Genomic DNA, 25,118 nt, shown 5'->3' on the forward strand with positions numbered 1-25,118 from the left:
CAGCAGTTATATTTTTTATCTAAAAAGAAACTGCATATTTGCACTACATTAATTTATAATAAATCCATAGCTTTATAAAAACCATGGTTCTCTGGCCTTCATTATTAAAGCACCGGCCTTTTCTTCAGTCATTCCTTCAATTTCTAGCAACTCATCTACAGATTGCTCAGCTAAATCTTCCATGGAAGTAATTCCTTTTGCAGCTAATATATTAGCTAACTCTTCAGTCATACCTTCCATTGATAGTAATGATTCGTCAGGTGTACCAGATAGCTCTTTGCCAGAGGAAAGAGCCATTGTGAGTAATTTATCGTTCGCTCTATTTCTTAGTTCTTCTACAATTTCCTCGTCGAACTCATCAATAGCCAGTAATTCTTCTTTAGGAACATATGCGATTTCTTCAAGAGAAGAAAAACCATGCGCTACAAGTAATGTAGCAATTTCCTCATCAATTTCCAGTGCAGTTGTAAATAATTTAACAATTTTACTTGATTCTTCCAAATTTTTATTTTCAAACTCATCTGTAGTCATAACATTCAAGGTCCAACCAGTTAGTTGGCTTGCCAAGCGAACATTCTGACCATTACGGCCTATTGCCTGTGATAATTGATCTTTTTCTACTGCTAAGTCCATCGTATGTGTGTCTTCGTCAACAACAATAGAAGAAATTTCCGCAGGAGCCATCGCATTAATAACTAATTGAGCCGGATTGTCATCCCATAAAATAATATCGACACGCTCGCCACCAAGTTCGCTAGAAACTGCTTGCACCCGAGCTCCGCGCATACCAACACAAGCTCCGACAGGATCAATTCGCCCATCATTTGTTTTAACAGCAATTTTGGCTCTATTTCCTGGATCCCGTGCCGCAGCTTTCACTTCAATCACATTCTCGCCAATTTCTGGTACTTCAATGCGGAAAAGTTCAATGAGCATTTCATTACGAGTGCGACTTACAAACAGTTGTGGACCACGTGCTTGGGGTGTGATTTCATATAGATAAGCACGGACTCTGTCATTCGGACGAAACATTTCATGTGGAAGCATTTCTGTACGTGGCAAGAATGCTTCAGCTTTGCCGCCTAAATCAATTATAATATTATCTCGGGTTACTTTCTTGACTGTTCCATAAATCAATTGTCCTAGCTTGCTTCTGAATTGATCAATTACCAGCTCACGCTCTGCTTCTCTCACTTTTTGCATAATTACTTGACGAGCAGCTTGAGCCTCAATTCGTCCAAATTCAATTGAAGGAATTGACTCTTCTATACGATCATTAATTTTTGCAGATGGATTACGTTCTTTTGCTTGTTCAACAGTTAATTGGCGTTCTGGATACTCTAACTCGTCCTCGTTGACTACATCCCAATATCTAAAAGTTTCATAGTCACCAGTACGGGGATCCAATTTAATCCGTACCCCGATATCCAAACCAAAGATCTTGCGAGTTGCGGACTCTAATGCAGCCTGAATGGCAAGTATAATAACATCCTTACTTACACCTCTTTCGTTTGATAACGCCTCTGCAACCAGTAACAATTCTTTGCTCATTGTTCGCCTCTCTATACTGTCAAACTTGCTTTCACAATATTTGAAAAAAGTAATTCTTTATCTTCATTATTAATTTTGAGTACTAAAACGTCGTCAGATGCTGAGACAATAGTACCTAGCAATTTACGTTTACCCTCAATTGGCTTAAAAGTTTTAATCTGCACATCATGACCTATATAACGCTGATATTGCCATTTTTTAAATAAAGGTCTTGGAATGCCAGGAGATGATACTTCCAAGCTATAATTTCCAGAAATTGGATCTTCAACATCCAGCAGAGCACTGACTTGATGACTTACTGCTTCGCAGTCTTCAATCCCTATTCCATCAGCCTTATCAATGTATATTCGCAATAAAGAATGCTTACCTTGTGAAAGGTACTCGCATCCCCAAAGTTCATAGCCCATATCATTAATTGTAGGAGCTAATAGATGTTCCAACTCTTCTTGTATCATAGTATTAACAAACAAAAAAGGGCACGAATGCCTAATACAAATACGGTATAGTAACCTAAGTTCGGGCTAGAGCTAGACTTTGGAAGTGATTTATAAAAATTTATTTCCGAGCCGATCTTTGCTTCACTGGCTACTACTGTTTTTTAGTGCAGTTACAAATTATGCATAATAAAAAACCCCATAAATGGGGTTCTTAATAAGTGGTAGCGGGGGCAGGATTTGAACCTACGACCTTCGGGTTATGAGCCCGACGAGCTACCAGGCTGCTCCACCCCGCGTCAACTGATGGCAAGTATACTGAGAGTCAGTACGCTTAGCAAGTACTTTCGCTTAAGAATGTAAATAAATATTTATTCTGCATTAGAAATATGGGCTATTTTCTAGTAAAGAACAAAATTTAGTCAACTTTAGGAGCCGAAAGCATTCATACAAGCTACAATTAAGGCGCCTGGAAAAATACCTAAATAAATTAGCGATAAGCAGTTCAAAGAAAGTACGAAAACATTTCCTTTATTCATATATACTGGGTCCGCGTGTGCTGGTTTATCAAAATACATAAGTTTAACAATTCTCAAATAATAATAAGCTCCTATTACGGTAAAGAATAGCCCCACTACCGCAACCCAAGTCATTTGAGCATCAACCAAGGCCTTCAGCACAAGCAATTTAGTAAAGAAACCAACGGTAGGAGGAACTCCTGCCAGAGAAAACATAATAATTAGCATCAAAAATGCGAGCCAAGGATTCCTTTTGTTTAGCCCTTTTAAATCATCAACGCTATCTATTTCCATCCCGTGATTAGACATTAGAACAATTAATCCAAAGGCAGCAGCAGACGTTATTGCGTAAACCAAAATATAATAAAGAGCAGCAGAATAACCTGATGCAGTCGCCGCTAAAATACCAAATAGAGCATATCCAATATGTGATATAGCAGAATAAGCAAGTAAGCGTTTAATGCTGTTTTGAACCACTGCAAATAGATTGCCCAAACCTGTTGAAAGCAATGTAATTACCAACAAAATTTGTTGCCACTGCGCACTAATATCTACTAGACCTATTGTCAGTAATCTAAAAGCCATACCGAGTGCGGCAACTTTTGGTGCAGCACTAATGAACAATGTAACTGAAGTTGGTGCTCCCTGATAGACATCAGGCGCCCACATGTGGAAGGGAACAGCTGCCAATTTAAAAGCAACCCCACATAGGATAAAAACCATTGCAAAGGCGAGTAGCGTGCTTTGCTGTTGCCAGTTAGCAGCAATAACATTAGCCACTTCGAGTAAATCCAGCTTTCCAGTTGCTCCGTAAATCAAAGAAATACCATATAAAAGCATAGCAGAGGCAATCGAACCCATTACAAAGTACTTCATTGCCGCTTCAGAGGCATCACTATCTGTCCTGCGAATAGCAGTCATTGCATAGAGCGGTAAGGATAATAATTCCAAGCCGAGGAAAATCGTAAGTAGAGAATGTGCAGAAACAAGAAGCATCATCCCCAAAGTAGAAAACAAACCTAAAATATAGTAATCACCTGATGGCATTTGACGCTCATCTATATAATTTTTTGAATAGATAAAGCTAAGCAACACACTAATGTAGATAAAAAATTTCATCAAATTGGCAACATCATCACTTATGAATAGGCCATTGAGGGTAATAACCTTATACATACCAATGTAAAGAAAACTAACAACTGCAGCTAAAACTAAACCTACACAAGAGATAAAATAGGAAATTGATTTATACCGATGCCGTAAAAATAGATCAGCAAGCAATGCAATGCATGCAGTGGCGAGCACAATCATTTCCGGAATGGCTACATGGATATTTTCAAGTAATGCTGTCATATTGGTTAACCTTGATTACAATTTTGATTGACTTGCTAATGCCAGAGTATGGCTTACTGTTTGATGAATGTACTCTAGAAACGGCTGGGGATAAACACCCATAGCGATAACCATCAAAGCAAGTAAGATATAAGCACTTAACTCATAGCCCGAAAGATCTTTTAGTTCTGCAACTTTTTCATTTGCTATAGGTCCAAAAATTACTCGTTTATACATCCAAAGATTATAACCTGCTGCAGTAATAAGTGTGGTTGCGGCCCAAAAAGTCACCCAAAAACCGGCTTTAAGGGAACCTACAATTACCATAAATTCACCAACAAAACCGGAGGTACCTGGTAAGCCTGCATTCGCCATACAGAACAGCATGAAAAATGATGCAAATATCGGCATTGAATTCACGATTCCGCCAAAATCGGCTAAGCGTCGGGTATGCATGCGATCATAGATGTAGCCTACACCGGCAAAAAGTGCACTTGAGACAAACGCATGAGAAATCATAACTACAATCGCACCTTCTAAGATTAAGCCAGCTGCGCTTAATCCAGATTGTTTTGCAATCGCAAAAATAGCAAAACTACCCAAAGTCACAAATCCCATGTGTGAAATTGAAGAATATGCAATTAATCGCTTCATATCTTTTTGAATAATTGCGACCAACGCAATGTAAACCACCGCGATTAAAGATAAAGCAATCATAATCCCTGCATAACGACTACATGCATCCGGAACTATGGGCAAGGAGAAACGGATAAATCCATAAGCACCAAGCTTTAATAAAATTGCAGCCAATACAACCGAGCCACCAGCTGGAGCCTCAGTATGTGCATCAGGCAACCAGGTATGTACTGGGAACATTGGGATTTTAATTGCAAATCCAAGGAAGAATGCAATGAAGATCAATGTTTGTGCGGTCATACTAAGTTTAATTGCATAAAACGCTTCAATACTAAATGTCCCTGCAATGTAGCCCATGTATAAAAAGCTGGCTAACATGAGTACTGAACCTAAAAAGGTATATAAGAAAAATTTAATCGCCGCATAAACCCGATTCTCTGATCCCCAAATACCAATAATCAGGTACATAGGAATTAGTGTTGCTTCCCAGAAGATGTAAAATAAAATCGCATCTAAAGCAGAGAAAACACCAACTAAAAGTCCTTGCATAATCAAAAATGCAGCTAAATATTGAGAGACTCGATTAGTAATACTTTCCCATGTTGCCAGTATCACCACTAAATTCGTAAAAATACTAAGCACGATTAGGAGTAATGACATACCGTCAATACCTAAGCTATAACTAATGCCTAATGAGGGCATCCATGAGAATTCCTCCAAATATTGCATTCCTAAAAGTTTAGGATCAAAGCCTGCAACAAGAGGGATACACAGTAGCAAACAAAGTATTACCGTAAACAATGCCAAATAACGCGAAATATTCGGGCTACGATCATCTCCAGCGAGAAGAACAAAAACACCGCCTATTACTGGCAACCAAATTAGTAAATTGAGCAAATAATGCATACCTTCACCCTATATTCAGCCGAGTATCAACCAGCATAAAAATCCAAGCAATCCAAAAATCATTACTGCAGCATAATGATACAGATAACCACTTTGTATAGCACGACCTTTAGCTGATAACCATCTAACTAGTCGACTGCTGCCATTCACAACCATTCCATCGATCAATTTTTGATCACCCACACTGTAAAATACAGTTCCTATACCCTTAGAACCTTTTACAAAAACTAAATTGTTAAACGCATCAAATCCATATTTATTAATGAGAATTTTATAGATGAGTGAAAAACGGCGTGCTAAATAACCTGGAATCGATGGGACAGCGATATAACAGATCCAGGCAATCGCAATTCCCGCCAAAGTAATCCAGAATGTGAGCGAGTATATCGAATGCACCATACTTGCAAAAGGTGATGTAATTTCGTGTGCAAGTTCTGCCAACACATTATGTTGTGGAAGAATAAATAAAGATGGGCTTAAAATGGTTGGATTATCAAAAAGCATAGGCATATACAATACGTAACCTAACATAATTGAAGGAATAGCAAGTAGAACAAGAGGCAACCAAACTACCCATGCTGATTCATGAACATGACTTAAAGTATGTTCATCCATACGAGGTTTACCATGAAACGTCATAAACAAAGATCTAAACGAATACATCGCAGTGATACCAGCGCCAACAACAACACAGAAATAGGAATATCCACTTCCTGGAATCTGTGACAATTGTACCGCTTCAATAATTGTATCTTTTGAATAAAACCCTGCAAGTGGAGGAATAGCACAAAGAGCTAGAGAACCAATTACAAAGGTTATATAGGTAATGGGCATTTTCTTCCATAAGCCACCCATTTTCCGCATATCTTGTTCATGATGCATTCCGATGATTACAGAACCGGCACCTAAGAATAAAAGCGCTTTAAAACAGGCATGCGTAAGAAGATGAAACATTCCTGCACTATACGCTGAAGCCCCCATTCCAACCATCATATATCCTAATTGAGATAGCGTTGAATATGCGACTACACGTTTTATATCGTTCATTGTGAGTGCCAGGATTCCTGTAAAAAGTGCTCCTGTAGCGCCAATAACTAAAACTACGCTCAATGCTGTTGTAGAAAATTCGATTAGCGGTGAAATACGTGCAATCATAAACACACCAGCGGTAACCATGGTTGCAGCATGAATCAATGCAGAAATAGGAGTCGGACCTTCCATTGATTCAGGTAACCATACATGCAGTGGTACTTGTGCTGATTTACCCATAGCCCCCACATATAAAGCCAAACAAATTACCGTGACTAAAGACCATGGGTGGCCTTGAAATAGCTCAATATTTTGACTTGTAAGATAATTAACACTCTTGAATACAGTTTCATAATCGATACTGCCAGTATATGCAAAAACCAGTGCAATACCTATTAGAAAACCAAAGTCGCCCACACGGTTGACGATAAATGCTTTAAGGCTACCTTCAATAGCTGATTCTTTTTGATACCAAAAACCGATAAGCAAATAAGAAACGAGACCTACACCTTCCCAGCCAAAGAATAATTGCAAGAAATTATTGGCACTGACTAACATCAACATCATAAAAGTAAACAGCGAAATGTAGCTAAAAAAGCGCTGGTACCCATCGTCATCTGCCATATATCCAATACTGTAAATATGCACCAGCAAAGATACAAAATTAACCGTCACGAGCATCACCGCACTTAAAGGGTCAATCAGAAATCCAATATTGAATTCAAAAGGAAGGATCAGCCCCCCAGTTGCCCAATGATAAAGCACGGTACTCTCAACTGGCATGGCGCCAGAAAAAATTTGCCAAGCTACATAGAGCGATGCAATAAAAGATATTGTAACGCCTAAAATAGTAGCTGAATGTGCTCCGGCTCGTCCTATTTGATTACGGAAAAAACCAGCAATTATGGAGCCAGCCAAGGGAGTTAAAACGATTATTAGACAAAGTTGTTGAATACTCACAATGTTAACCTTTTAAATGATTCATCTTATCTACGTCAATGTTACCTCTATTTCTAAAAAGCAACATCACTATGGCTAATCCTATTGCTGCCTCTGCCGCAGCAACCGTTAAAATAAAAAAGACATAAACTTGACCGCTAATTTCGTTATAATAATGTGAAAATGCGACAAAATTAGTATTTACTGCGAGTAACATCAATTCGATACATACCAGCAATAAGATGATGTTTCTACGATTCATCATTATGCCAATAAGGCCAAATCCGAATAAAATTGCCCCCAGAATTAAGTAATTATTAACAGGTATCATTTAGAATTCCCCAATTATTTTTCTGCTTTCATATTAATTAATTCAACCCGATCATTTCTACGTGTCAGAATCTGTTGTTTCACATCCTGTCTTTTCGATTTTCTGGGACCTCGATGTACTAGGGTAATTGCTGAAATAATTGCAATTAATAACAGAACAGCTGCAATCTCAAAAGCCAGTAAATAATCAGTATATAGAACCATGCCTAAAGCTTCAGTATTTGAGCGAGATGCTTCAGGATTATTTTGTGTTACCTCAATTAGCTGTGTACTAATTGTTGCGTTGCTTTGTATTTCAACATTCGACTTAAAGGTACCTTCCGGAATAGATACCATTAAAAGACCAGTTAACAGAGCAACAAGAATTAAACCGAACGGTAAATAGCGCCTGTAATGGTTTTTAATTACTTCAACATCAATATTAAGCATCATTACGACGAACAGAAACAGTGTCATTACTGCCCCTACATACACCAGTACTAAAATCAGTGCGAGAAACTCCGCTTCGGCAAGAATCCATAATACGGCACTTGCAAAGAATGTAAGTACAAGAAATAAAACGCTACGTACTGGATTATCTTGAATAATGACCATAAAGGCAGCGCCTACGGCTATAGCCGCAAAAATATAGAAAATAGTTTGAACTAATAATTCATGCATGCTGCACCCCGTTATCGGTATTTTTCATCAGCAGCTCTATCCGCTGCAAGTTTAGGCTCCAACAAATCGCCAAGTGCCAGGAGCTTTTCTTTTGTCATAATATTTTGACCGCGTTCACTAACATGATAATGATGCACTGGTGTCACTACGATGGAGTCTACAGGGCATGATTCTTCACATAAGCCACAATTGATGCATTTAAATACGTCAATATCATATCTCGTTGTGCGACGGGATCCATCCTCACGTGGTTCTGATTCTATGGTTATGGCGAGTGCGGGGCAAACTGCTTCACATAATTTGCAAGCAATGCAACGTTCCTCACCATTAGGATAACGACGTAGCGCAAGTGCCCCTCTAAACCGAGGTGAAATTGGAGTTTGTTCCTCAGGAAACTGTACAGTTATTTTTTTCTTAAAAAAATATTTACCAGTTAACTTTAAACCCTGCAATAATTCTATTAAAAGAAAACTGCGTACGTAGTATTTAATAAATTGATATGCTTTTTTCATCGGCTTCTCTATTAATCATTAAAACCAAGGTTTGACATGTGTAACAACCATTAATGCAGTTACAATAATCCAAACAATGGTGACCGGAATAAGTACCTTCCAACCTAAACGCATAAGCTGGTCATAACGATAACGAGGAAAAGTGGCTCTTATCCATAAATACACATAGAGGAAAAAGCAGACTTTTACGATTAACCAAACAAATCCAGGTACAACAAAAAATATGTTTTGTAAGAATGGAATACCTTCAAATGGCGACATCCAGCCACCCAGAAACAGAATACTGAGCATAATGGAGATAAGAATCATACTCGCATATTCGGATAAGAAGAACAATGCGAAACCTATTCCGGAATACTCCACATGGAATCCTGCAACGATTTCGGACTCACCTTCGGCTAAGTCGAATGGCGCACGATTGGTTTCAGCGATTCCGGCAATCCAAAATACGAAAAACAGTGGCAATAGGGGAATAAACCACCAATGTAAAATTCCACCTTTTTGCGAGTTAACAATGTCCGTGAGATTCATACTTCCTGCAGCCAGCAGCACGCCAACTAAAGCAAAGCCCATTGCAATTTCATAGGATACGGTTTGCGCTGTACTTCTTAATGCACCGAACATTGCGTATTTGGAGTTAGATGCCCATCCCGCAATGAGCACTCCGTAAACTCCAAGGGAACTCATTGCAAAAATATAAAGCACTCCTGCATTAATATTTGCTAAAACGATTCCTTCCTGAAAAGGAATTACTGCCCAGCCTGCCAATGCAGGAACTAAAGCAAATAACGGAGCAGCAATAAAAAGATATTTATTAGATCGCGTCGGAATAATAATTTCTTTAGTAATTAACTTGATCAAATCCGCGATGGGCTGGAGTAATCCTCGCACCCCCACACGGTTGGGTCCAATGCGTGCTTGTATATACCCAATGACTTTACGCTCTGCATAGATTAAATATGCAACACATAATAGTAATGGCACTACGATTACTAATATTTTTATGATGACCCAAATTAATATGCTAATATCTTGCAGCATTTTTTTACCTGCCTAGCGCTTAATAGTTATTGCAGCAAATGAATGGCCCAAATCTACGGTTTCAGGCATTGCGTTTGCTACCCATACAACATCTGCCGCAATGCGTTCATCACGTTTAAGCGGCAATGTTATCTCAATATCTCCCTGAGATACAGTAGCAACATCGTCTAATTTCAATCGGTCAGCTGTCGTAGGATTGATGCGTATACATGCTGATTCAGCAGCAGCACATAATTGCAATTCTTTGGCATTCCTAACAATTGCATCGCTACGATAGAGTGGCCACTCGCCAACACGAATCAATGATTGATTAATTAGAGGCAAGCTCTCAGGATAATAAGGCTTATATTCTTGCTCTATAGTGATTGCAACACTATTTTTAATTTCTGATAAAATATCTTCAGTTGATAAATATTCAAAGCCATCACAATGCAGTAAATTACCAAGTACTCTTAATACTTTCCATGCAGGTCGAGATTCACCGTGAGGCGATAATGCTCCTTTTACTGTTTGCCAAGTATTATCAACATTGATATACGTACCTGAAGTCTCGGCATATGGGGCTATTGGCAAAATAACATCAGCATAATCGTGCATTGACTCGTGATTGAAAGCCGACATTAATACAACAAACTCGGCGCCGAGCATTGATTGTCTTGCACCATAAGGATTTGCAAAATCAAAACCAGGTTCTACTCCCATTAGAAAATATGCTTTCAGTTTGGCATTTAATGCTGCTTGTACATCCATTCCTGGTGTTGAATCTGTTTTTCCTGCGGTTGTTCTATGGGGAACCATGCCTGCGACCCAGGCACCCGCAGTGTTTGCACCATGAGTCAGTCGTAATACTTTCGCTCCACTCAATTGTTCAATATGGAATACCAAGGTACGTAATAAAGCGGCTTCAGGGTGATTTTCACAAAGAGCCCCGGTAATTAAGCATGCTTTTTCTTCCTTTAACGCTTTGGCAACTCGTTCAGTTGCCGCATCCAACTCAAGACCTATTACTAATTTTTGTACTTCTGCTGGTAAGGTTTTTATGTTACCAGTAAGTGCTAATGCAAGCTTGGCAAGTTGCATTGGCATTTCTAAAGGTGAAACAATGAAGCGCTCTTCAAGCTCAAAACGATATTCAAAATCTACTGGATTTATTGCGTAAATTTTTGCTCCGTTACGGTACGCCTTACGAACCCGAACACCAGCGAGAGGGACTTCACGATCAATATTACATCCAATTAAGACCAGTACATTCTGATTTTCTACTTCTGCATAAGGCAACGAACTTATTGGAGTAGTTGCTTGATGTTCCTGATCTCTAAAATCTACTTGTTGCAATCTGTGATCGAGATTATGAACACCAATTTCGCGCATTAATTTTTGCAATAAGTAAAGCTCTTCCAATGTAGAAGAACTTGAGGCAAAAGCAGCTACCTGCTCTGTGCCATTTTGTTTGATAACTCGTGCTAGACCCTCAGCCGTAAATTTTAAAGCAGTTTCCCAATCCACAACTTCCCATTGTCCATTACGCTTAATCTGTGGTTGACTTGCTCTTGATGGGCTTTTTAGGCCTAGATAACTAAATCGATCTCTGTCAGCCAACCAGGTTTCGTTAATTGTTTCATTCTCTTTTGGAACAACACGCATTAATTCGTTTCGACGTGTATGCAGATAGATATTTGAACCGAGACAATCATGTGGTGCTACACCATCATGTTGGGTTAGTTCCCATGCTCTAGCGGTAAACCGGAACGGTTTTGAAGTTAATGCTCCTACAGGGCATAAATCAATAATATTGCCTGATACTTCTGATTTCATGCTGTGTTGAACATAAGTCCCTATTTGCATGTGCTCACCACGACCAGTCGCACCTAGTTCTCTTAATCCTGCGATTTCTTCTCCAAAACGGACACAACGAGTACAGTGGATGCAGCGAGTCATTTCAGTTGAAATCAGTGTGCCTAAATCATCATCGTCAACTGAACGTTTGCTTTCTGCATACTTAGATTCATCAGCCCCATACCCCATAGATATGTCTTGTAATTCACATTCCCCACCCTGATCGCAAATCGGACAGTCAAGCGGATGGTTAATAAGAAGGAATTCCATAACTACTTTTTGTGAATGTAATGCTTCCTTCGATTTGGTAAATACCTTCATACCATTGGTAATTGGAGTTGCGCATGCAGGAACTGGCTTACGCCCGTTTTCTACCTCAACTAAACACATGCGACAATTTGCAGCCACTGATAATTTTTTATGATAACAAAAACGTGGGATATGAATACCCGCTTCATCGGCAACTTCGATGATCATTTTACCGTTTTCTGCTTCAAACGTTTTACCGTCGATTTCAATAGTAGTAGTCATGGGTCAAACCTTTTAATTATGCTGCGACGATTGAGCGTTTATGCTTAACGAAATATTCAAATTCATCGCGGAAATGCTTAACAAAACTTTGTACCGGCCAAGCTGCTGCCTCACCTAATGCACAAATAGTGCGCCCTTCGATATTATTCGCAACATTGACTAATTTCTCTACATCCCCAGGTTCACCATGGCCTTCCTTAATGCGGTGTAGCAAACGGACTAACCAGCCTGTGCCCTCGCGACATGGAGTACATTGTCCGCAAGACTCCTCCATATAAAACTCGGAAATGCGATAAAGTGCATCGACCATACAGGTTGTTTCATCCATAACAATCACAGCACCGGAACCTAATCCTGAACCAGCTTTTTGTATGCTGTCATAATCCATATCAATCCCCATCATTACCTCACCAGGTAAAACGGGCATGGATGTACCCCCAGGAATTACTGCCTTAATTTTTCGGCCTTTTGTAACGCCGCCTGCCAGCTCAAGAAGGGTTTTAAATGGTGTTCCCAAAGGGATCTCGAAATTTCCAGGTTTATTAACGTGTCCACTCACACTAAAACACTTGGCTCCGCCATTATTGGGTTTGCCAATTTTTAAGAACCACTCACCACCCTTTTCCATAATGACCGGAACAGAAGCAAAGGTCTCGGTATTATTTATCGTTGTAGGTTTTCCATATAAACCATAATTGGCAGGAAATGGAGGTTTAAATCTTGGTTGACCTTTTTTTCCCTCAAGGGAATTAAGCAATGCGGTCTCTTCACCGCAAATATACGCACCAGCCCCTAAGTGATTGTATAAATCGAAATCGATACACGTACCTAAAATATTCTTACCTAATAAACCTGCCGCATAAGCCTCTTTCAATGCGGCTTCTGTGCGCTCATAGGGCAACCAAAATTCACCACGAATGTAGTTATATCCAACAGTAGCACCCATGGTATATCCAGCAATCGCCATACCTTCAATGAGCTGATGTGGATTTAGTGTAAGTATTTCGCGGTCTTTACATGTACCTGGCTCACCTTCGTCGGAGTTACAAACTACATATTTTTGTACAGGAGTATTACGGTTCATAAAACTCCATTTTAATCCAGTCGGGAAGCCAGCTCCCCCTCGACCACGCAGGGCAGATGTCTTTAACTCATCAATAATTAATTGTGGAGAAGTTTGTTCTTTTAATATTTTTCTCCATGCACTGTATCCACCAACACTTTCATAAGCAGATAGTGTCCAAGGCTCTGGTAGATGAAATGTTCGATAACAAACTTGATTTAATTCAACCACGGCAACCACCTCTATCTTTTATTGGTATTGTTCCAACACTTTATCTATAGATTCAGGAGTCAGATTCTCATGATAATCCTTGTCCACCTGCATCATTGGTGCATTAACACAGGCACCTAAACACTCAACAGATCTTAAAGTAAAGCGCCCATCATCTGTGGTTTCACCTAATTTTATTCCCAGCTTTTGTTCCAAGTGTTCAACAACCGCAGCTGAATCACGCAGCATACAAGAAATATTGGTACATACATTGATTGAATGTCTGCCGACCTGTTTGTGTTCGTACATTGTATAGAAACTTGCTACCTCATATACGGCAATAGGAGGCATCTCTAGATATTCAGCAACAGCATCCATTAATTCTGTAGTCAGGTGACCATGCTCTTCCTGGACTATTCGTAGTGCGCTCATTACAGCTGATTGCTTTTGATCTTTTGGATATTTTGCAATCCAATGATCGATGTCCTTTATTCTTTGAGCTGACACCAATTGATTTAATTTTTTTGCTGAATTATCAGACATTTCTAAACCTTTATTAATTTAAATTGCAATTTCATGGGATGCCATTTTAACGATCGTAAACTGACATACCCCAAAATTAACGATCAATTTCACCAAATACTATATCCTGACTCGCTAAAATCGCGACACCATCAGCGATCATATGTCCTCTTGTCATTGCATCATAGCTAGACAAATGAGCAAATCCAGGAGCACGAATTTTCAATCTGTAGGGTTTATTGGCTCCATCAGATACCATATAAATACCAAACTCACCTTTAGGGGCTTCAACAGCACTATACACTTCCCCTCGTGGCAAACAAAAACCCTCTGTAAACAACTTAAAATGATGAATCAATGATTCCATATCTTCTTTCATTTCTACGCGACGTGGAGGTGTAATCTTGTGATCATCAATACGAACTGGGCCAGGATTTGCTCTGAGCCATTCGATACATTGTTTAATAATTCGATTTGATTGTCTTAACTCTTCAACACGAACCAAATAGCGATCGTAACAATCTCCCGTCTTACCCACGGGAATATCGAAATCGACACGATCATATGCTGCATAACTTTGTTTTTTACGTAAGTCCCAGGCGACTCCGGAACCACGGAGCATTGGTCCTGTAAAACCCCATTGCAATGCTTCTTCTGGTGAAACAACACCGATATCTACCGTACGTTGTTTCCAAATTCTATTATCAGTTAATAACGTTTCATATTCATCAACACAACGAGTAAACCGTTTAGTAAATGCCTCGAGGAAATCAAGCAGGCTACCGCTTCGCTCTTCATTAAGCTTTTCAACTTCACGTTCGTTATGCCATCTGGATGCTTTATACTTGGGCATAGAATCAGGTAAGTCTCGTGCAACACCACCAGGCCTATAATAGGTAGCATGCATTCGTGCCCCAGATACTGCCTCATAGCAATCGAATAAATCTTCGCGCTCTCTGAAGCAATATAAAAATACGGTCATCGCACCAATATCCAGTGCTATGGCTCCCAACCACAACAGATGATTCAAAATACGAGTTACTTCATCAAACATAGTACGGATATATTGAGCCCGAATAGGCGCTTCTATACCTAAAAGTTTCTCTATTGCACGTACATAGGCATGTTCGTTGCACATCATGGACACATAGTCCAGCCTATCCATATAGCCAATACTTTGAATATAAGGCTTTGTTTCTGCCAATTTTTCTGTTGCTCTATGCAGTAATCCTATATGCGGGTCTGCGCGAACGATGGTTTCACCTTCAAGCTCAAGAACTAAACGTAATACTCCATGAGCTGCTGGATGTTGTGGACCAAAATTTAAGGTGTAATTTTTTAATTCAATCATTATTCGCCCCTTTTATCACCAATATACCGGTTATCATTACGAATAACCTTGGGCACCAAAACTCTTGGTTCAATATCTACTGGAGCGTATATGACTTTTTCTAATTTTGCGTCATAGCGCATTTCAACATGACCACTGAGTGGGAAATCTTTACGGAATGGATGTCCGATAAAACCATAATCAGTCAAAATACGTCTTAGGTCTGGATGGCCTTCAAATAAAATGCCGTATAAATCATAAGCCTCACGCTCAAACCAATTGGCGCCTTTCCACAAATGATGCACTGAAGGGACAATTAAATGAGACTCTTCAACAAATATCTTAACACGTAACCGATGATTCTTTTTGGTTGACAGCAAATGATAAACTACAGCAAAACGGGGTTTATCAAGAGCGTAAACTTTAGCTTCTTGACGTTCAACACCACGAGAGAACCCACTTTCTGTTGCTGAATCTGTCTCCCAATCACACTCACCATAAAGCAAATAATCCACGGCGCAAAGATCAATCAGCTGATCGAAACAAAATGCTTCAAGATCACGTAGTTCCAACATTATTGCTTTTAAATTTGATCCGTCACACTCAATTGTTACTTCATCATAAGCTACACTTATATCTTTAAATTGACTTGCCAATTCATTTTTGAGTTGTTCAACCAAATAATCATTTTTTGTTGTCATCTATTTGCACCTTTGATGATCTTAAGCTTCTAGGATTTTCTTATGCCGGATTTTGTTCTGCAATTGAATAATGCCATACAGCAGTGCTTCTGCAGTTGGAGGGCAACCTGGTACATATACATCTACTGGGACAATACGATCACAGCCACGAACTACGGAGTAAGAGTAATGATAATACCCACCGCCATTCGCACAAGACCCCATCGAGATAACCCATCGAGGATCAGGCATTTGATCATAAACTTTTCGCAAAGCAGGAGCCATTTTATTGCACAGGGTACCAGCTACTATCATTACGTCTGATTGACGCGGACTTGGGCGAAAAATAATTCCGAATCGGTCCAAATCATAACGTGCAGCACCCACGTGCATCATTTCTACAGCACAACATGCCAATCCAAAAGTCATAGGCCACATAGAACCACTACGTGCCCATCCGAGAAGTTTCTCGACTGAAGTCGTTACAAAGCCACTTTTTTGCAATTCTGCAACCGCCATAGTTAGCCTCTAAGCAGTTAAAATATTAATAAAAAAAGTACCACCTCTAATTGTTTCTTATTTAGAAGTGACAATCAGAAGTGATTTTATTACGCACACTTAAATTATTCCCACTCTAGTGCGCCTCGTTTCCATTCATAAATAAAACCAATAACTAATAACCCTAAAAACAACATCATTCCAGCAAAACCAAACCACCCAATTTTGCGTAAAACTAATGCCCATGGAAAGAAAAATGCGGTTTCCAAATCAAAAATAATAAATAGAATAGCAACTAGATAAAAGCGAACATCAAATGGAATATGAGAGCTTTCGAATGCACCAAAGCCACATTCGTAGGGAGAATTCTTAGCGCTATCAGGGTTGTGCTTTGATAAAAGAGAACCAGCCCCTATCATTGCCAAGCCCAATGCCAATCCGATAATTATGAAAATAAGAACAGGTAAATATTGAGATAGCATTTTTTCACCTTGTACGGATTAAAATGGTGCCGAAGGCCGGACTCGAACCGGCACGGCTTACGCCACCGCCCCCTCAAGACGGCGTGTCTACCAATTCCACCACTTCGGCATATTCTTTTTATTAGTAATTAATTACTTTCCTAACTTTTTCTCCATAATTAAGTCTGGAGAAAAACGTTTATAATCTCTTTTATTTCTTACTGTTATCAACTGGTACTGGAATTGAATTCGCAGGCACACTAGTTTGTTGAGGAATTACTTGCTGATCTGCTTTTTGATATTGCACAGACACCAAATAAGATAACAATAAGCTGGTAATAAAAAAGGTTATCGCCAAGCCACCAGTTAATTTAAATAAAAAACCACCTGTCCCTTGGCTTCCAAACAACGTATTCGAAGCACCTGATCCAAATGCAGCACCAATATCGGCACCTTTACCATGTTGGATAAGAACTAAGCCAATTAAGACTACAGCAACGATTACATGAATCATTAATATCAATTGATACATTTCACAATTTCCACAAACTGTTTCGCGTTCAACGATGCGCCTCCTACCAAGCCACCATCAATATCTGGCATGGCAAACAATGCGCTTGCATTGTTTTCGTTTACGCTGCCCCCATACAAAAGAGGTAACCGCTCCGCATCGCTATGATTTATCTCTGCAACCAGCTTTCTAATAAACTGATGTACATCCTGTGCTTGTTCGGGTGATGCAGTCTGTCCTGTGCCTATTGCCCAAACGGGTTCGTAAGCTACAACACAATCACGAAAACAATTTTTGTCTCGTTCGCATACTGCGAGCAATTGTTTGGCAATTACTTGCTCTGTTTGCCCTTTTTCACGTTCAACCAGCGTTTCACCCACGCAAAGAACAGGTATCATATCATGTTCTTTTACATGGTGGAATTTTTGGGCCACAAAATTTTCATCTTCATGAAAACAATGTCTGCGCTCAGAATGCCCCACCAAGACATAGCGACAGTTGAAATCTTTTAACATAGGTGCTGATATCTCACCAGTATAAGCCCCAAAGTCCTTTGGATATACATTCTGGGCACCTATATCAATCTTACATTCAGCAAACATATCCCTAACTTGTGGAATATAAATTGCTGGAGGCATCACTATAACTTGGACATCAGTAATAGAATTAAGCGATTCTTTAAGTTGATTACTTAATTGAATCACTTGCTGCAGCTGGCCATTCATTTTCCAGTTGCCTGCAACTATCTTGTGTCTCATCAGTACACCCCCTCGCTTTCAACTGCGGACTATACCCAATCTCATAGCCGATGTGTAGTATTATCGCGTTTTTTTTATTAAAAGGTACTATTTATTCAATACCGTGAGTTTAATTATATTACTAAAAACTCAAATTTTTCTCAATCTGACTTATATGATCGCATAGCTTTTGTGCATGCTGTTTTACTATAGACTCATCCATGCCTTCCACCATAACGCGTAATAGAGGCTCAGTGCCTGAAGGTCTAAGTAACACTCTTCCTTCTCCATTTAAGCTTGTTTCTAAAGCCTTAACTATTTCAATTACCTGAGTATGCTCAGCGAGCAAAGCGGCATAATTGGTTTTTAAATTCATTAAGCTTTGAGGTAATAGATTAATTCCCTCAACTAATTGCTGTAAGGTTTTTCCTTGCTTTACCATAATTGACAATACTTGCAGCGCAGCAACAATACCATCACCGGTTGTAGTTTTATCCAGGCAAACAATATGTCCTGAGGTTTCACCGCCTATTTTCCAATCTTTTTCTCGTAGGGCCTCCAAAACGTATCGATCACCTACACGTGTTCGAACAAAAGGGATACCCAAATTTTTTATTGCGATTTCCAGACCATAATTGCTCATCTGCGTACCAACTACACCACCGTTTAATACACCTCGCTGATGTCTGTCTTTAGCAATAATATAAAGAATTTGATCCCCATCAATTAAACGACCATCCGAATCAATTAATATAACTCGATCGCCATCGCCATCGAGACCGATGCCAATATCTGCGCCGTTACTTATGACCTTCTGTCTTAGCAGTTCAGGAGATGTTGAGCCGCAATCTTCATTAATATTAAATCCATCGGGACGATTGCCAATAGAAATTACTTCAGCACCAAGTTCAGAAAATACATTAGGAGCAATATGATAGGTCGCACCATTTGCGCAATCAACTACAATTTTTAAGCCAGATAATCGTGTTAATGAAGGAATCGTTGACTTACAAAATTCTATATAACGTCCACTTGCATCATTAATTCGTGTTGCCTTCCCCAGATTTTGCGAAGGCACTGTCTGCATTTTTCTATCCAACTCCGCTTCGATTGCTAATTCAACCCTGTCAGGTAATTTACCACCCTCTGAGGAGAAAAACTTAATACCATTATCTTCAAACAGATTGTGCGATGCACTAATCACGATACCTGCATTAGCCCTAAGCGTTTGAGTCAAATAGGCAATCGCCGGTGTTGGCATAGGTCCTAACAAAGCAACATCAACACCAGCAGCGGATAACCCTGCCTCAAGAGCGGATTCCAGCATATATCCTGAAACTCTAGTGTCTTTTCCAATCACTACTTTTTTGCGATGGCCATTAGCCAGCACTCGGCCAACTGCCCAACCCAACTTCAACACAAATTCAGGGTTAATATTTGATAAACCCACATGTCCTCTAATGCCATCAGTACCAAAATATTTACGTTGTCTCATCCTTAACCACCTCTATCACGAATTTTAGATTGCGTGAGCTGATTTACATCGGCCTGACTAATCATGGCAATCATATGCAACGCTTGACTTGTTTCATCTACATCATGCGTTCTGATAATTCCCACGCCGTTCAGCGCTGCATAAACAGCAGTCGCTATACTTCCTATCAAACGCTCACCTACCTCTTTAGCAAGTACCGTCCCTATGGTACTTTTACGCGAAACCCCTAAAAGCAGGGGCATCCCAAATGATGCAAAGCTATCAAGATTTTTGACCAAGAGCAAATTATCTTGTACTTGTTTTCCAAATCCAAAGCCTGGATCCAAAATTATATTGTTTCTTTTGATGCCCTCACGCTCACACTCAGCAATGCGCTCCATAAAAAAACGCGTTACCTCACTAAGAACGCCATCTGAATAGTAGGGGTGATGTTGCATATTGTGTGGCTCTCCTTGCATGTGCATTAAGCAAACTGGCACGGCAAGTTCTGCAGCCATCTCAAGAGCACCTTCTGTGCGTAGGGCATAGATATCATTAATTACGTTAGCACCTGCACTTACAGCAGCTGCCATGACTTCCGGTTTATTTGTATCAATTGAAATACAAATATCTGAATTAGCTCGTATTTGTTCAATAACCGGTATGACTCGCTCCAATTCTTCATCGAGTGGAACATGTTGTGCACCGGGCCGGGTCGACTGCCCCCCAATATCGATTAAGTCTGCGCCTTGACTCACTAAGCGATATGCATGCTTGCAGGCCATATCCATGGATAAAAATTTGCCGCCATCAGAAAACGAATCTGGAGTGACATTCAATATACCCATAATTAAAGGTTTTTGGAACGAGTTATCTGGAGAAGGTTGGCATTGACGCTCAAGCCAACCTGAAAATTGCGTTGGATTCACCTGCTTTTCTCACTAATAATCTCAGTGCTCTTCAGCAGGATTTACGATAACTTCATGCTCTGCTGGTTTATCTGATGATTGATTAGTCACTTCAGATCCATCCAGAGGCTTTGATGAGTTCCAATCTTCTGGTGGTGATGGTTCCTTTCCAGACATAATCTCTTTTATTTGATTGAGGTCTATCGTTTCGTATTTAATCAAACTCTGTGCCATTAAATGCAATTTATCCATATTTGAGACCAGAATTTCTTTTGCTCGTTTATAGTTTCGGTCAATAATTGCACGTACTTCATCATCAATTTGCTGCGCTGTTCTGTCTGACATTTCTTTATGTTTATTCATTGAGCGCCCTAAGAATACTTCCTCTTCTTCTTCACCAAAAGTAAGGGGCCCCAATGTTGAAAGTCCCCAGGTTGTAACCATTTTACGCGCAATTTCAGTAGAACGCATAATGTCATTCGATGCACCTGTAGTCACACTTTCGGGACCAAAAATCAGCTCCTCAGCTATACGACCACCAAACAAACTGGATAATTGGCTTTCCAGACGGCGCTTACTATGGCTGTATCGATCCTGCTCGGGCAGAAACATCGTCACACCAAGAGCACGCCCTCGTGGGATAATAGATACTTTGTACACCGGATCATGTTCTGGTACACATAAACCGACAATTGCATGACCCGCTTCATGATAAGCAGTCAATTTTTTCTCATTATCATCCATTACCATAGAGCGTCGTTCTGCGCCCATCATAATTTTATCTTTTGCTTTGTCCAACTCGATCATATTGACTTTGCGTTTATTTGCGCGTGCAGCAAATAAAGCAGCTTCATTAACCAGGTTGGCAAGATCTGCTCCAGAAAACCCTGGAGTTCCCCGGGCAATTGCCATGATATCAACATTGTTATCTACTGGAACTTTTTGCAAATGCACTCTTAGTATTTGTTCGCGACCGCGAATATCCGGTAAAGGAACTACAACTTGACGATCAAAACGACCTGGCCGTAATAATGCAGGATCTAAAACATCTGGACGGTTCGTTGCTGCAACAACGATAACGCCTTCACTACCTTCAAAACCATCCATTTCTACAAGCAATTGGTTCAACGTTTGTTCACGCTCATCATGACCGCCTCCAAGACCAGCGCCTCGATGACGACCTACCGCATCAATTTCGTCGATAAAAATAATACAAGGAGCATGTTTTTTTGCCTGTTCAAACATATCGCGAACACGAGATGCACCAACACCGACAAACATTTCAACGAAATCAGAACCCGAAATTGTGAAAAATGGCACTTTTGCTTCACCAGCAACAGCTCGAGCCAAAAGGGTTTTACCTGTTCCGGGAGAACCAACTAGTAATACACCTCGAGGAATTCGTCCCCCAAGATTCTGGAATTTGGTAGGATCTCGTAAAAAGTCGACTAGCTCCTTAACTTCTTCTTTAGCCTCATCTACCCCAGCAACATCAGCAAAAGTCACTTTGACTTGATCTTCACCGAGTAAGCGTGCGCGTGAACGGCCAAAAGACATAGCGCCTCGACCTCCTCCGCCTTGCATCTGACGCATAAAAAAGACCCAAACCCCGATTAACAGTAGCATTGGGAACCAGTTGATAAATAAATGGAGAAGGAAACTTTCTTGTTGTTTCTCTTGACCGCTTACATCGACTTTGCTTTTTAACAACTCACCTAATAAAGCATTATCTTGCATAGGCATGTATGTTACAAAACGCTTATTATTTTTAGTCATCCCTTTGATGATTTTATCATCCTCAATGGTGACTGAATTAACCATACCTTGATCGACTTCTTTCAAAAATTGGCTGTAAGAAAGCTTCTCAGCAACCGAGTTTCGAGGGCCGAAATTACTGAAAACTGAAACCAGCACGATCGCTATAATCAGCCATAAAAATAAATTCTTAACCATGTCGTTCAAAGTATTAACCTCGTTAGTGACGTACAGCTTTTATATTATGATCGAATTCTTAAATCATAAAGTTACTATAAATTGTATCCCTTTGCCAGCAAATAGGTTTCTTTTGAGCGAGAGCGAGAAGCGGAAGGCTTTCTAATCACGACTTTCTCAAAAGAAGATCTTGCTTGTTTTACTAAATCATCAAATCCAGCTCCATGAAAAATTTTAATCAGCATGGAACCACCTGGTTTTAACATTTTTTCTGCAAAATCGAAAGCCAACTCCACCAAATACATAGCTCGAGGGATATCAATTGCAGTAGTACCACTCATATTTGGGGCCATATCTGATAATAACAAGTCCACACTGCGTTCCGGGATTAAATCTTTTAACTTTTGCAGCACTTCATCCTCCCGAAAATCACCGAGAATAAAATCCACATCAGGTAAGGCATCCATAGGCAAAATATCGAGGGCAATGATACGCCCGTGACCTTGCAGCCGTTCGGAAACATACTGTGTCCACCCGCCAGGGGCTGCTCCCAGATCAACTACAGTCATCCCTGGTTTGAGCAAGGACTCTTTCTCGTCTACCTCTTTTAATTTGTATATAGCACGACTGCGGTAGCCCTCTGCTTGTGCTTTTTTTACATAAACATCATCAAAGTGCTCTTGCAACCATCGCTTACTGCTTTTAGTTCGCTTCATAAATTTATATAGAGTATCAATTTGAACTATGATACTGAATTTCACTACCTTTTCCCAGCAAAACGTGCAATAATTTACCATTTTATCATTGAGCCTCCAAAATATTGCATTTTTGGAGTGAATTTAAGGAACATTACAGTGGATACTGCACTCAAAAAATCGCTTAAAGCCCAAGCACATCATTTAAAACCTGTCGTGCTTCTTGGAGCGAAAGGATTAACTGAAGCCGTTATCGCAGAAACGGATATTGCATTGCTTTCACATGAGCTAATAAAAGTGAAAATTAACGGTGCAGAAAGGGAAGACAGAATTATTATGGCAGATGAATTATGCCAGCAATTACATGCCGAACTCGTACAAATGATTGGTAATACAGTGATTATGTACCGTAAAAATGAAGAGAAACATAAGTGACAGAACTACGAGTATTGTATAAACTAGATTTTACAGTTTAGCAAAACACATATTCCCTTCAAAAGCCAATCCTGATAATAAAAGGTGCTGGGCAAATAAGGGTAATTAAATTATCGTATGGCCCTATGATACTAAAATACATACCAAATGCTCTAACTTTATTGCGTCTCATATTAATCGCGCCTTTTCTATTTTATTTATACAATCACGAGTACGTTATTGCTTTTTATTTATTTATATTTGCTGGATTGAGCGATGGTTTGGATGGCTTTTTAGCCCGTAGTTTTAACTGGCAAAGCTTTTTTGGTTCTTTTGTTGACCCTCTAGCAGATAAATTATTAATTGCTTCCAGTTTCATCTCTTTAGCCTTAATTGGTGTGCTGCCCTGGTGGCTCGTCATTTTGGTTTTCCTCAGAGATTTAACAATTTCCTTAGGAGTAGTTGCCTGGTATCAATTTGTTCGGCGCAAGTTGGATTTTCAACCCACTCTACTCAGCAAAATTAATACTGCATTACAACTCATTCTTGTTACTTCCTGTTTATTTGAATTAGCCTATTTTGAATTTTCTCCCTATTTGCTCAATGTTCTGATCATTTTGACGACGTTTACTACAGCGATTACTTATATTGATTATATATGGACCTGGGGCAGAAAAGCGTGGCCCAAAAAAGAACCATCATAATGAATAAGCAGTTGGCATTAGCGATAAAATTAAACGATGAGGCAACCCTTGTTGATTTCAATTGGGGAAGTAACAAACTGCTGCAACAGCAATTACAGCAAATGCTCACTCATAGGGAAGACCGATTGCTTTACCTTTGGGGCAATTCAGGTAGTGGTAAAACCCATTTATTGCAAGCGTGTTGTCAAGCTATTGATTCTCAATCTGCAATCTATCTTCCGTTGATTCTTCTCAAAGAATGGGGCCCACAAGCCATAGAAGGACTTGAAGATCAAGAATTAATCTGTATTGATGATATAGATGTGATCGCCAAAGATCCCGAGTGGGAAGAGGCTTTATTCCATTTATATAATAAAATCAAAGATATGGAAAAAAGTATTTTAATCATTTCAGGAAATCAATCACCAACCACAATTCCCATTCAACTTGCTGACTTACGCTCTAGATTAAGTTGGGGTTTGGTAATTCAATTGATGGAATTAAGTGATGAAGATAAAATTAATACTTTAAAACTGCATGCATTAAAAAGAGGATTCGACTTACCAGAAGGTGTAGCTCAATTCCTGCTCAATAGGTGCTCTAGAAATATGCATGATCTGCATAATTTGCTCAATCGCCTGGACGACGCCTCTCTTGCAGCACAGCGAAAAATAACAATCCCCTTTGTAAAAGATACCCTGAATATTTAACTTTAAACGTTGAATGCAAACCATGGATCGCATCT

Annotated in this window: 25 protein-coding genes and 2 tRNA genes; 3 read left to right on the forward strand and 24 right to left on the reverse strand. The window is 39.7% G+C overall.

Annotated features, from left to right (window positions below):
* Nucleotides 1-72 precede the first annotated feature (72 nt).
* The 24 genes from nusA to rlmE all read right to left on the reverse strand — a co-directional run bounded on the left by nusA (nt 73) and on the right by rlmE (nt 23,297).
* Entirely contained in the window at nt 73-1,551 is a 1,479-nt protein-coding gene (nusA, locus tag BW930_RS07605; protein ID WP_058467418.1) for a transcription termination factor NusA, read from the reverse strand.
* Nucleotides 1,552-1,562: 11 nt separating this feature from the next.
* Entirely contained in the window at nt 1,563-2,006 is a 444-nt protein-coding gene (gene rimP, locus BW930_RS07610; RefSeq protein ID WP_058467419.1) for a ribosome maturation factor RimP, read from the reverse strand.
* A 201-nt stretch (nt 2,007-2,207) separates the two neighbouring features.
* Nucleotides 2,208-2,284 (reverse strand) — tRNA-Met (locus tag BW930_RS07615).
* Between the two features lie 129 nt (nt 2,285-2,413).
* Nucleotides 2,414-3,856 carry an NADH-quinone oxidoreductase subunit NuoN gene (gene nuoN / locus BW930_RS07620; protein WP_058467420.1) on the reverse strand — a complete coding sequence of 481 codons (1,443 nt, stop codon included), beginning with the start codon at nt 3,854-3,856 and terminating at the stop codon, nt 2,414-2,416.
* A 15-nt stretch (nt 3,857-3,871) separates the two neighbouring features.
* Entirely contained in the window at nt 3,872-5,377 is a 1,506-nt protein-coding gene (locus BW930_RS07625; RefSeq protein ID WP_058467421.1) for a complex I subunit 4 family protein, read from the reverse strand.
* Nucleotides 5,378-5,392: 15 nt separating this feature from the next.
* On the reverse strand, nt 5,393-7,366 hold the full coding sequence (nuoL, locus tag BW930_RS07630) for an NADH-quinone oxidoreductase subunit L (RefSeq protein ID WP_058467422.1): 1,974 nt from the start codon (nt 7,364-7,366) through the stop codon (nt 5,393-5,395).
* A 4-nt stretch (nt 7,367-7,370) separates the two neighbouring features.
* Nucleotides 7,371-7,676: an NADH-quinone oxidoreductase subunit NuoK gene (gene nuoK / locus BW930_RS07635; RefSeq protein ID WP_058467423.1), complete on the reverse strand. Its 306-nt coding sequence runs from the start codon at nt 7,674-7,676 to the stop codon at nt 7,371-7,373.
* A 14-nt stretch (nt 7,677-7,690) separates the two neighbouring features.
* On the reverse strand, nt 7,691-8,335 hold the full coding sequence (locus BW930_RS07640; protein ID WP_058467424.1) for an NADH-quinone oxidoreductase subunit J: 645 nt from the start codon (nt 8,333-8,335) through the stop codon (nt 7,691-7,693).
* Between the two features lie 11 nt (nt 8,336-8,346).
* Nucleotides 8,347-8,847, reverse strand: coding sequence for an NADH-quinone oxidoreductase subunit NuoI (gene nuoI, locus BW930_RS07645; RefSeq protein WP_058467425.1), 501 nt, complete (start codon nt 8,845-8,847; stop codon nt 8,347-8,349).
* Nucleotides 8,848-8,865: 18 nt separating this feature from the next.
* On the reverse strand, nt 8,866-9,888 hold the full coding sequence (gene nuoH, locus BW930_RS07650) for an NADH-quinone oxidoreductase subunit NuoH (protein WP_058467426.1): 1,023 nt from the start codon (nt 9,886-9,888) through the stop codon (nt 8,866-8,868).
* Between the two features lie 12 nt (nt 9,889-9,900).
* Nucleotides 9,901-12,255 carry an NADH-quinone oxidoreductase subunit NuoG gene (nuoG, locus tag BW930_RS07655; protein ID WP_058467427.1) on the reverse strand — a complete coding sequence of 785 codons (2,355 nt, stop codon included), beginning with the start codon at nt 12,253-12,255 and terminating at the stop codon, nt 9,901-9,903.
* Between the two features lie 16 nt (nt 12,256-12,271).
* A complete protein-coding gene (gene nuoF / locus BW930_RS07660; protein ID WP_058467428.1) occupies nt 12,272-13,549 on the reverse strand; it encodes an NADH-quinone oxidoreductase subunit NuoF in 1,278 nt (425 codons plus the stop codon).
* Nucleotides 13,550-13,567: 18 nt separating this feature from the next.
* Nucleotides 13,568-14,071, reverse strand: coding sequence for an NADH-quinone oxidoreductase subunit NuoE (nuoE, locus tag BW930_RS07665; RefSeq protein ID WP_058467429.1), 504 nt, complete (start codon nt 14,069-14,071; stop codon nt 13,568-13,570).
* A gap of 76 nt (nt 14,072-14,147) precedes the next feature.
* Nucleotides 14,148-15,401: an NADH-quinone oxidoreductase subunit D gene (locus tag BW930_RS07670; protein WP_058467430.1), complete on the reverse strand. Its 1,254-nt coding sequence runs from the start codon at nt 15,399-15,401 to the stop codon at nt 14,148-14,150.
* Complete coding sequence (locus BW930_RS07675) at nt 15,401-16,081, reverse strand: NADH-quinone oxidoreductase subunit C (RefSeq protein WP_058467431.1); 681 nt, start codon at nt 16,079-16,081, stop codon at nt 15,401-15,403. The genes BW930_RS07670 and BW930_RS07675 overlap by 1 nt, the downstream gene beginning before the upstream one ends.
* 21 nt (nt 16,082-16,102) lie before the next feature.
* Nucleotides 16,103-16,579: a NuoB/complex I 20 kDa subunit family protein gene (locus tag BW930_RS07680; RefSeq protein WP_058467432.1), complete on the reverse strand. Its 477-nt coding sequence runs from the start codon at nt 16,577-16,579 to the stop codon at nt 16,103-16,105.
* Nucleotides 16,580-16,683: 104 nt separating this feature from the next.
* Nucleotides 16,684-17,040: an NADH-quinone oxidoreductase subunit A gene (locus tag BW930_RS07685; RefSeq protein WP_058467433.1), complete on the reverse strand. Its 357-nt coding sequence runs from the start codon at nt 17,038-17,040 to the stop codon at nt 16,684-16,686.
* 24 nt (nt 17,041-17,064) lie between these two features.
* A tRNA-Leu gene (locus BW930_RS07690) sits at nt 17,065-17,149 on the reverse strand.
* Nucleotides 17,150-17,230: 81 nt separating this feature from the next.
* Nucleotides 17,231-17,551 carry a preprotein translocase subunit SecG gene (secG, locus tag BW930_RS07695; RefSeq protein ID WP_058467434.1) on the reverse strand — a complete coding sequence of 107 codons (321 nt, stop codon included), beginning with the start codon at nt 17,549-17,551 and terminating at the stop codon, nt 17,231-17,233.
* Nucleotides 17,539-18,288 (reverse strand): triose-phosphate isomerase, encoded by a 750-nt coding sequence (tpiA, locus tag BW930_RS07700; protein ID WP_058467435.1) that lies wholly within the window; start codon nt 18,286-18,288, stop codon nt 17,539-17,541. The genes secG and tpiA overlap by 13 nt, the downstream gene beginning before the upstream one ends.
* A 121-nt stretch (nt 18,289-18,409) precedes the next feature.
* The gene (gene glmM / locus BW930_RS07705) at nt 18,410-19,762 is read right to left on the reverse strand and encodes a phosphoglucosamine mutase (protein ID WP_058467436.1); all 1,353 of its coding nucleotides are present in this window, start codon (nt 19,760-19,762) and stop codon (nt 18,410-18,412) included.
* 2 nt (nt 19,763-19,764) lie between these two features.
* Entirely contained in the window at nt 19,765-20,670 is a 906-nt protein-coding gene (gene folP, locus BW930_RS07710; protein ID WP_058467437.1) for a dihydropteroate synthase, read from the reverse strand.
* A 21-nt stretch (nt 20,671-20,691) separates the two neighbouring features.
* Nucleotides 20,692-22,602, reverse strand: coding sequence for an ATP-dependent zinc metalloprotease FtsH (ftsH, locus tag BW930_RS07715; protein ID WP_058467438.1), 1,911 nt, complete (start codon nt 22,600-22,602; stop codon nt 20,692-20,694).
* Between the two features lie 74 nt (nt 22,603-22,676).
* Complete coding sequence (gene rlmE / locus BW930_RS07720) at nt 22,677-23,297, reverse strand: 23S rRNA (uridine(2552)-2'-O)-methyltransferase RlmE (protein ID WP_058467507.1); 621 nt, start codon at nt 23,295-23,297, stop codon at nt 22,677-22,679.
* 138 nt (nt 23,298-23,435) lie between these two features.
* Between rlmE and yhbY the strand changes: the two genes are divergently transcribed.
* The 3 genes from yhbY (at nt 23,436) to hda (ending at nt 25,083) form a co-directional block, all read left to right on the forward strand.
* Nucleotides 23,436-23,711 carry a ribosome assembly RNA-binding protein YhbY gene (gene yhbY / locus BW930_RS07725; protein ID WP_058467508.1) on the forward strand — a complete coding sequence of 92 codons (276 nt, stop codon included), beginning with the start codon at nt 23,436-23,438 and terminating at the stop codon, nt 23,709-23,711.
* Between the two features lie 125 nt (nt 23,712-23,836).
* Nucleotides 23,837-24,394, forward strand: a complete 558-nt coding sequence (locus tag BW930_RS07730) for a CDP-alcohol phosphatidyltransferase family protein (protein WP_058467439.1) — start codon at nt 23,837-23,839, stop codon at nt 24,392-24,394.
* Nucleotides 24,394-25,083, forward strand: coding sequence for a DnaA regulatory inactivator Hda (gene hda, locus BW930_RS07735; RefSeq protein ID WP_058467440.1), 690 nt, complete (start codon nt 24,394-24,396; stop codon nt 25,081-25,083). The genes BW930_RS07730 and hda overlap by 1 nt, the downstream gene beginning before the upstream one ends.
* Nucleotides 25,084-25,118: the final 35 nt, after the last annotated feature.

Source organism: Fluoribacter gormanii (genome assembly GCF_900156395.1).
In the GTDB taxonomy this organism is placed as follows: Bacteria; Pseudomonadota; Gammaproteobacteria; order Legionellales; family Legionellaceae; genus Legionella; species Legionella gormanii.

Excerpts from the sequence above, each read along its gene's own strand:
- nusA (WP_058467418.1), bottom strand. The coding sequence starts at position 1,551 with ATGAGCAAAGAATTGTTACTGGTTGCAGAGGCGTTATCAAACGAAAGA.
- rimP (WP_058467419.1), bottom strand. The coding sequence starts at position 2,006 with ATGATACAAGAAGAGTTGGAACATCTATTAGCTCCTACAATTAATGAT.
- nuoN (WP_058467420.1), bottom strand. The coding sequence starts at position 3,856 with ATGACAGCATTACTTGAAAATATCCATGTAGCCATTCCGGAAATGATT.
- BW930_RS07625 (WP_058467421.1), bottom strand. The coding sequence starts at position 5,377 with ATGCATTATTTGCTCAATTTACTAATTTGGTTGCCAGTAATAGGCGGT.
- nuoK (WP_058467423.1), bottom strand. The coding sequence starts at position 7,676 with ATGATACCTGTTAATAATTACTTAATTCTGGGGGCAATTTTATTCGGA.
- BW930_RS07640 (WP_058467424.1), bottom strand. The coding sequence starts at position 8,335 with ATGCATGAATTATTAGTTCAAACTATTTTCTATATTTTTGCGGCTATA.
- nuoI (WP_058467425.1), bottom strand. The coding sequence starts at position 8,847 with ATGAAAAAAGCATATCAATTTATTAAATACTACGTACGCAGTTTTCTT.
- nuoH (WP_058467426.1), bottom strand. The coding sequence starts at position 9,888 with ATGCTGCAAGATATTAGCATATTAATTTGGGTCATCATAAAAATATTA.
- nuoG (WP_058467427.1), bottom strand. The coding sequence starts at position 12,255 with ATGACTACTACTATTGAAATCGACGGTAAAACGTTTGAAGCAGAAAAC.
- nuoE (WP_058467429.1), bottom strand. The coding sequence starts at position 14,071 with ATGTCTGATAATTCAGCAAAAAAATTAAATCAATTGGTGTCAGCTCAA.
- BW930_RS07670 (WP_058467430.1), bottom strand. The coding sequence starts at position 15,401 with ATGATTGAATTAAAAAATTACACCTTAAATTTTGGTCCACAACATCCA.
- BW930_RS07675 (WP_058467431.1), bottom strand. The coding sequence starts at position 16,081 with ATGACAACAAAAAATGATTATTTGGTTGAACAACTCAAAAATGAATTG.
- BW930_RS07680 (WP_058467432.1), bottom strand. The coding sequence starts at position 16,579 with ATGGCGGTTGCAGAATTGCAAAAAAGTGGCTTTGTAACGACTTCAGTC.
- BW930_RS07685 (WP_058467433.1), bottom strand. The coding sequence starts at position 17,040 with ATGCTATCTCAATATTTACCTGTTCTTATTTTCATAATTATCGGATTG.
- secG (WP_058467434.1), bottom strand. The coding sequence starts at position 17,551 with ATGTATCAATTGATATTAATGATTCATGTAATCGTTGCTGTAGTCTTA.
- tpiA (WP_058467435.1), bottom strand. The coding sequence starts at position 18,288 with ATGAGACACAAGATAGTTGCAGGCAACTGGAAAATGAATGGCCAGCTG.
- glmM (WP_058467436.1), bottom strand. The coding sequence starts at position 19,762 with ATGAGACAACGTAAATATTTTGGTACTGATGGCATTAGAGGACATGTG.
- ftsH (WP_058467438.1), bottom strand. The coding sequence starts at position 22,602 with ATGGTTAAGAATTTATTTTTATGGCTGATTATAGCGATCGTGCTGGTT.
- rlmE (WP_058467507.1), bottom strand. The coding sequence starts at position 23,297 with ATGAAGCGAACTAAAAGCAGTAAGCGATGGTTGCAAGAGCACTTTGAT.
- BW930_RS07730 (WP_058467439.1), top strand. The coding sequence starts at position 23,837 with ATGATACTAAAATACATACCAAATGCTCTAACTTTATTGCGTCTCATA.
- hda (WP_058467440.1), top strand. The coding sequence starts at position 24,394 with ATGAATAAGCAGTTGGCATTAGCGATAAAATTAAACGATGAGGCAACC.